At 71.0% G+C, this 6,393-nt stretch carries 5 protein-coding genes; all 5 read right to left on the bottom strand.

Annotated features, from left to right (window positions below; all coding sequences use genetic code 11):
• Positions 1-121: 121 nt before the first annotated feature.
• The 5 genes from folE to MUU72_RS14315 all read right to left on the bottom strand — a co-directional run bounded on the left by folE (position 122) and on the right by MUU72_RS14315 (position 6,174).
• A complete protein-coding gene (folE, locus tag MUU72_RS14335; protein WP_248013605.1) occupies positions 122-727 on the bottom strand; it encodes a GTP cyclohydrolase I FolE in 606 nt (201 codons plus the stop codon).
• Between the two features lie 106 nt (positions 728-833).
• On the bottom strand, positions 834-2,846 hold the full coding sequence (gene ftsH / locus MUU72_RS14330) for an ATP-dependent zinc metalloprotease FtsH (RefSeq protein WP_248013604.1): 2,013 nt from the start codon (positions 2,844-2,846) through the stop codon (positions 834-836).
• Between the two features lie 284 nt (positions 2,847-3,130).
• Positions 3,131-3,670, bottom strand: coding sequence for a hypoxanthine phosphoribosyltransferase (gene hpt, locus MUU72_RS14325; protein ID WP_037812418.1), 540 nt, complete (start codon positions 3,668-3,670; stop codon positions 3,131-3,133).
• A gap of 115 nt (positions 3,671-3,785) precedes the next feature.
• Positions 3,786-4,793, bottom strand: coding sequence for a tRNA lysidine(34) synthetase TilS (tilS, locus tag MUU72_RS14320; protein WP_248013603.1), 1,008 nt, complete (start codon positions 4,791-4,793; stop codon positions 3,786-3,788).
• 193 nt (positions 4,794-4,986) lie between these two features.
• Positions 4,987-6,174 (bottom strand): Rv3626c family coenzyme F420 biosynthesis-associated protein, encoded by a 1,188-nt coding sequence (locus tag MUU72_RS14315; RefSeq protein WP_248013602.1) that lies wholly within the window; start codon positions 6,172-6,174, stop codon positions 4,987-4,989.
• Positions 6,175-6,393: the final 219 nt, after the last annotated feature.

Genomic DNA, 6,393 nt, shown 5'->3' with positions numbered 1-6,393 from the left:
GACGGTCCGGCGGCGGCTCGAGCGGCTCCCCCGCACACTTCCCGGCAGCGGCCCGGGGCCCCGGCACTCCGCCGGGGCCCCGGGCCGCTCCCGTACCCGGCCCGCACGGGCCGCGGACGGCTCAGCGGGCCAGTATCAGGCTCATCGCCTCGGCCCGGGTCGCCGGGTCGCGCAGCTGACCGCGCACCGCCGAGGTGGTGGTCTTGGCGCCCGGCTTGCGCACCCCGCGCATGGTCATGCACATGTGCTCGCACTCGATGACCACGATCACCCCGCGCGGCTCCAGGATCTTCATCAGCGAGTCGGCGATCTGGGTGGTCAGCCGCTCCTGGACCTGGGGGCGCCGGGCGAAGACGTCGACCAGCCGGGCGAGCTTCGACAGCCCGGTGATCTTCCCGTCGGTGGACGGGATGTAGCCGACGTGCGCGACACCGACGAACGGCACCAGGTGGTGCTCGCAGTTCGAGACCACCTCGATGTCCTTGACCAGCACCATCTCGTCATGGCCGAGGTCGAAGGTGGTGGTCAGGACGTCCTCGGGCTTCTGCCACAACCCCGCGAAGAGCTCCCGGTACGCCCGGGCCACCCGCGCCGGCGTCTCCAGCAGTCCCTCGCGGTCCGGGTCCTCGCCCACCGCGATCAGCAGCTCGCGTACGGCGTTCTCGGCTCGCTTCTCGTCGAATTCGCCGATCGCGCCCTCGACGTCCAGCGTCACAGGGTCCGTCATTGGTGCCTCGTTCCTTCCGGGCCCGCTCGAAAACGCGGAAATGCCGCGCCCCCCAGGCTAGAACCTGGGGGGCGCGGCGGGTATTCCGGGGCCGGTGTGGCCCCGGTCAGCCCTCCGTACGCGGTTCCTCGGACGGCTCCGCGTCCTTCTCCATGGAGACGGCCGGGGACGCCACCGAGCCGTTGGCCGGCGCCAGCTCGCGCGGCGAGAGCACCGGCGGGCGGGTCGAGGGCGTACGCCGCGAGGAGCCGGTCCACGCCGGGCGGGCCGGGCGCTTCACCACGTGCTTGAAGATCTCGGCGATCTCCTCCTTGCCGAGGGTCTCCTTCTCCAGCAGCTCCAGGACGAGGTTGTCGAGCACGTCGCGGTTCTCGACCAGGATCTCCCACGCCTCGTTGTGCGCGGTCTCGATGAGCTTCTTGACCTCCTCGTCCACCAGCGCGGCGACCTCCTCGGAGTAGTCACGCTGGTGAGCCATCTCACGGCCCAGGAACGGCTCGGAGTTGTCCGTGCCGAACTTGATCGCGCCGAGCCGCTCGGTCATGCCGTACTGGGTGACCATCGCGCGGGCGGTGGCGGTCGCCTTCTCGATGTCGTTGGCGGCACCGGTGGTCGGGTCGTGGAAGACCAGCTCCTCCGCCGCGCGGCCGCCCAGCATGTACGCCAGCTGGTCGAGCATCTCGTTGCGGGTGGTGGAGTACTTGTCCTCGTCGGGCAGGACCATGGTGTAGCCCAGCGCCCGGCCGCGGGACAGGATCGTGATCTTGTGGACCGGGTCGGAGTTCGGCGAAGCCGCCGCGACCAGGGCGTGACCGCCCTCGTGGTACGCGGTGATCTTCTTCTCCTTCTCGGACATGATCCGGGTCCGCTTCTGCGGACCGGCCACCACGCGGTCGATCGCCTCGTCCAGGAAGTGGTTGTCGATCAGCTTCTTGTCGCTGCGGGCCGTCAGCAGGGCGGCCTCGTTCAGGACGTTGGACAGATCGGCACCGGTGAAGCCGGGGGTGCGCTTGGCGACGGCCGAGAGGTCGACGTCCGGCGCGACCGGCTTGCCCTTCTGGTGGACCTTGAGGATCTCCAGGCGGCCCATGAGGTCCGGGCGGTCCACGGCGATCTGCCGGTCGAAGCGGCCCGGGCGCAGCAGCGCCGGGTCGAGGATGTCCGGCCGGTTGGTGGCGGCGATCAGGATGACGCCGCCCTTCACGTCGAAGCCGTCCATCTCGACGAGCAGCTGGTTCAGGGTCTGCTCGCGCTCGTCGTGGCCGCCGCCGAGGCCCGCGCCGCGGTGCCGGCCGACGGCGTCGATCTCGTCGACGAAGACGATCGCCGGGGCGTTCGCCTTGGCCTGCTCGAAGAGGTCGCGGACCCGGGAGGCACCGACACCGACGAACATCTCGACGAAGTCGGAGCCCGAGATCGAGTAGAACGGCACGCCCGCCTCGCCGGCGACGGCGCGCGCCAGCAGCGTCTTGCCCGTTCCGGGCGGGCCGTAGAGCAGCACACCCTTGGGGATCTTGGCGCCCACGGCCTGGAACTTCGCCGGCTCCTGGAGGAACTCCTTGATCTCGTGGAGTTCCTCGACGGCCTCGTCGGCACCCGCGACGTCCGCGAAGGTCGTCTTGGGGGTGTCCTTGGTGATCAGCTTCGCCTTCGACTTGCCGAAGTTCATCACCCGGGAGCCGCCGCCCTGCATCTGGTTCATCAGGAACAGGAAGACGACCACGATGAGGACGAAGGGGAGCAGCGAGAGCAGCACGCCGACGAACGGGTTCTGCTTCGACGGGGCGACGGTGTACCCGTCCTTGATTTCGCCGGTCTGGTACTTGGCCTGCAAGTTCTTCGCCAGGTCAACGCCCTGGTCGCCGATGTAGCTGGCCTGGATCTTGTTGGAGCCGTCGATCTTGTTGTTGCCCGACAGCTCGATCTTGATCTTGTTCTCGTCGCCGGTGGTCAGCTCGGCGGACTTCACCTTGTTGTCAGCGATCGCCTTGACGACCTGACCGGTGTCCACCGTCTTATAGCCGCCGGACGAGCCGACGACCTGCATCAACACGACCACGGCGAGGACGGCCAGCACGATCCACATGACCGGCCCACGGAAGTATCGCTTCACGTCCATCCATACGGAGCCGCTTAAGGCCCCGTCCCTCCTGCCACAGTGAGGCACAACGCCCTCGGGAGGGCTGGTCGTGCGTACGGTGTGTATTACTGGCCCGAAAGCAGATTGCCTTCGGACGGTACCCCAGCATTGTCACCCGGCGCCCGTGCCGGTGGGGAACAATGAAGCCCGGGATTCCGCTCTTCCTGCTCCAACGGCGGGAAGCCCCGAAGGGTTCCCGCCGGTCCGCACGGGCCGTGGCGACCCTCGTCCGGCGCGGCGGCCGGCGAGTGCGGGGTGGACTCTCAGCCGCCGTAGACGTGGGGCGAGAGGGTACCGACGAACGGCAGATTGCGGTACTTCTCCGCAAAGTCCAGGCCATAGCCCACGACGAACTCGTTGGGAATGTCGAAGCCGATCCACTTCACGTCGATCGCGACCTTGGCGGCGTCCGGCTTCCGCAGCAGCGTGCACACCTCCAGCGAGGCGGGCTCGCGCGAGCCGAGGTTGGACAGCAGCCACGACAGGGTCAGCCCCGAGTCGATGATGTCCTCGACGATCAGGACGTGCTTGCCCTTGATGTCGGTGTCCAGGTCCTTCAGGATGCGGACCACACCAGAGGACTGGGTGCCCGCGCCGTAGGAGGACACGGCCATCCAGTCCATCGTGACGGGGGTGGACAGCGCGCGCGCCAGATCCGCCATCACCATCACCGCGCCCTTGAGGACGCCGACGATGAGCAGGTCCTTGCCCGCGTACTCCGCGTCGATCTTCGCCGCCAGCTCGGCCAGCTTGGCGTCGATCTCTTCCTTCGTGATGAGCACCGACTGAAGGTCGGCGCCCATGTCCTTGTCGTCCACCCGTGCCACTCTCGCTCGGTTCGGTGTGCAGATCGGTCGTGGAGCTCACGAAGCGTCGAACCGATCGTGAGATCACGAAGCAGGGCGCGTCGTCTGCGGCTCAGCCCTGCCGAATGACCAGTCTGCCACCCTGCCGCCGCACACCCACCCGCCCGGGGAGGTTGATGGCCCCCTGTCCGCGCCAGGCGGTGATCAGCCGGTCCACTTCCTCGATGTGCCGGGCGAAGAGCGAACCGGCCGGAGAGCCGGCCGCGATGACCGCCCGGCGCAGCACCCGGCGGCGCACCGCGGGGGGCAGCGCGAAGAGCCCGGCGACGTCGAGGGCGCCCGCCTCGTCGCGCACCGTCGCGGCGGCCTCGGCGGCCCAGGAGTCCAGTGCGTCGGCGTCGTCCCGGGAGAGCTGGGCGGTCCGCGCCAGCGCCTCCACGACGCCCTTGCCCAGGCATTTCTCCAGCGCGGGCAGCCCTTCGTGGCGCAGCCGGGAGCGGGTGTAGGCGGGATCGGTGTTGTGCGGGTCGTCCCAGACCGGCAGCGCCTGGACCAGGCAGGCCGTACGGGCGGTCTGCCGGTCGAGGTCCAGGAAGGGGCGGCGGTAGCGGCCGTTGGTGCCGGTGGTGGCGGCCATCCCGGAGAGCGAGCGGATCCCGGAGCCGCGGGCCAGCCCGAGCAGCACGGTCTCGGCCTGGTCGTCGCGGGTGTGGCCGAGGAGAACCGCGCCGGCGCCGTGGCGCTCGGCGGTGGCGTCCAGGGCGGCGTAGCGGGCGTCCCGGGCGGCCGCCTCGGGGCCGCCGGCCCGGCCCACCTCGACGCTGACGATGTCGACGGGATCGAGGGCGAGCGCCCGCAGGCGCAGGGCGACCTCGGCGGCGCGGAGGTCGGAGCCTTCCTGGAGGCCGTGGTCGATGGTCACACCCCCGGCGCGGACGCCCAGTTTCGGGGCCTCGAAGGCGAGGGCGGAGGCGAGCGCCATGGAGTCGGCGCCGCCGGAGCATGCGACGAGCACGAGCGGCGCTTCCGGCCGGTCGTGCGCGCAGTGGTGGGTGAGCACGTCGTGGAGTACGCGGCGGACCGCCAGGCGTATCGCGGCGACCGCTGGATGGGGACCCATGTCCGTTTCCAATCGTTCAGCTGGGGGCGAGCTCGGGCCGTGGACGACACTTCGTCACACAGAGTGCCTAGATGGTGACAGAGGCGAGCAGTTCCCCGAGCATTGCACGCCTATCCCTCGGTCACGGTCCCTCAGACGGGTGATTGAAGGGGCGCTCTACTGCCGCGCGGCGTGCCCGGCTCGCAACCCGCGCCTAGGGTGCCCCGTCCGCCTTGCGGTGCACCCGCGCGACCCAGTCCGCCGGTTTGGCGATCTCCTGTTTGGTGGGGAGGGTGTTCGGCGACGTCCAGACCCGGTTGAAGCCGTCCATGCCGACCTCCTCGACGACCGCGCGCACGAACCGCTCACCGTCACGGTACTGCCGCAGCTTGGCGTCCAGGCCGAGCAGCTTGCGCAGCGCCTGGTCCAGCCGGCCCGCGCCGCTGGCCCGCCGCTTCTGGAACTTCTCCCGGATCTCCGCCACCGAGGGCACCACCTCGGGCCCCACCCCGTCCATGACGAAGTCGGCGTGCCCCTCCAGCAGCGACATCACCGCCGTCAGCCGCCCGAGGATCTCCCGCTGCGCGGGCGTCTGCACCAGGTCCACCAGCGACCGGCCCTCGTCCTCGCCCTGCTCGCCCTCCGGCCGGGCCCCGGCCAGCGACTGGGCGGCCTCCCGCAGCCGCGCCAGCAGCGCGCCCGGGTCGATGTCGGTCTCGGCGAGGAAGGACTGCACCTCGCCCTCGATGTGGTCCCGCAGCCAGGGCACCGCGCTGAACTGCGTCCGGTGGGTCTCCTCGTGCAGGCACACCCACAGCCGGAAGTCGTGCGGCGCCACGTCCAGCTCGCGCTCCACGTGCACGATGTTGGGCGCCACCAGCAGCAGCCGGCCGCCCTGCGTGCCGGCCGGCAGCTCCCGCGAGGCCGGCGCGAACGTCTCGTACTGGCCCAGCACCCGCGAGGCCAGGAACGACAGCAGCATGCCCAGCTCGGCGCCGGTCACCTTGCCGCCGACCGCGCCGAGCACCGCGCCGCCGGGCATCGCCGACCGCCGGTCCTCCATCTTGGCCAGCAGCGGTTTGAGCACCGCCCGGAAACCGGCGACGTTGGCCCGGATCCAGCCGGGCCGGTCCACCACCAGGACCGGGGTGTCGTGCGGCGGCACCGCCCCCGCCGCGCCGGTCCCGGCCGCGCCGCCCTCCGGCGCCGGCTCCGCGCCGGGCGGCGCCATCCGGGTGAAGCCGCGGACGTGCTCCTCGGACGACTTGGCGTGCCGGCGCAGCTCGGCGACGATCGCCCGCGCCTCGTCCCGGCTGACGTCCGGCCCCGGCCGCACGAAGCGGGTCGCGGTCGCGACCGCGAGATTCCAGTCGACCATCTCGGTTCCACCGATGCGCGTCATGGCTTCACGGTACGGGGGTGGTGCGTCGGCTGGTAGCCGATACGCGGTGCGGGGACGCGTCCTACGTCATCGGCTGTCCCGCCGTGGGGGCTCGCGCCTGCGGCTCGGGGCGCCTTCGGCGTTGGCGGCCGGCCCGCCGTGGGGGGGTTGCGCCTTCGGCGCGATGCCGCTGCGCGGGGCGTTGGGTGCGGGGGCGGGTGGGTTCGGGGTCGGTGGGGG

Source organism: Streptomyces rhizoryzae (genome assembly GCF_023155275.1).
GTDB classification, from domain to species: Bacteria; Actinomycetota; Actinomycetes; order Streptomycetales; family Streptomycetaceae; genus Streptomyces; species Streptomyces rhizoryzae.
The sequence above is the reverse complement of the archived record's forward strand: the minus strand, read 5'-3'. Positions and strand labels throughout refer to the sequence as shown.

Coding starts and splice junctions, on each gene's coding strand:
- ftsH (WP_248013604.1), bottom strand. CDS start 2,846: ATGGACGTGAAGCGATACTTCCGTGGGCCGGTCATGTGGATCGTGCTG.
- tilS (WP_248013603.1), bottom strand. CDS start 4,793: ATGGGTCCCCATCCAGCGGTCGCCGCGATACGCCTGGCGGTCCGCCGC.
- MUU72_RS14315 (WP_248013602.1), bottom strand. CDS start 6,174: ATGACGCGCATCGGTGGAACCGAGATGGTCGACTGGAATCTCGCGGTC.
- folE (WP_248013605.1), bottom strand. CDS start 727: ATGACGGACCCTGTGACGCTGGACGTCGAGGGCGCGATCGGCGAATTC.
- hpt (WP_037812418.1), bottom strand. CDS start 3,670: ATGGGCGCCGACCTTCAGTCGGTGCTCATCACGAAGGAAGAGATCGAC.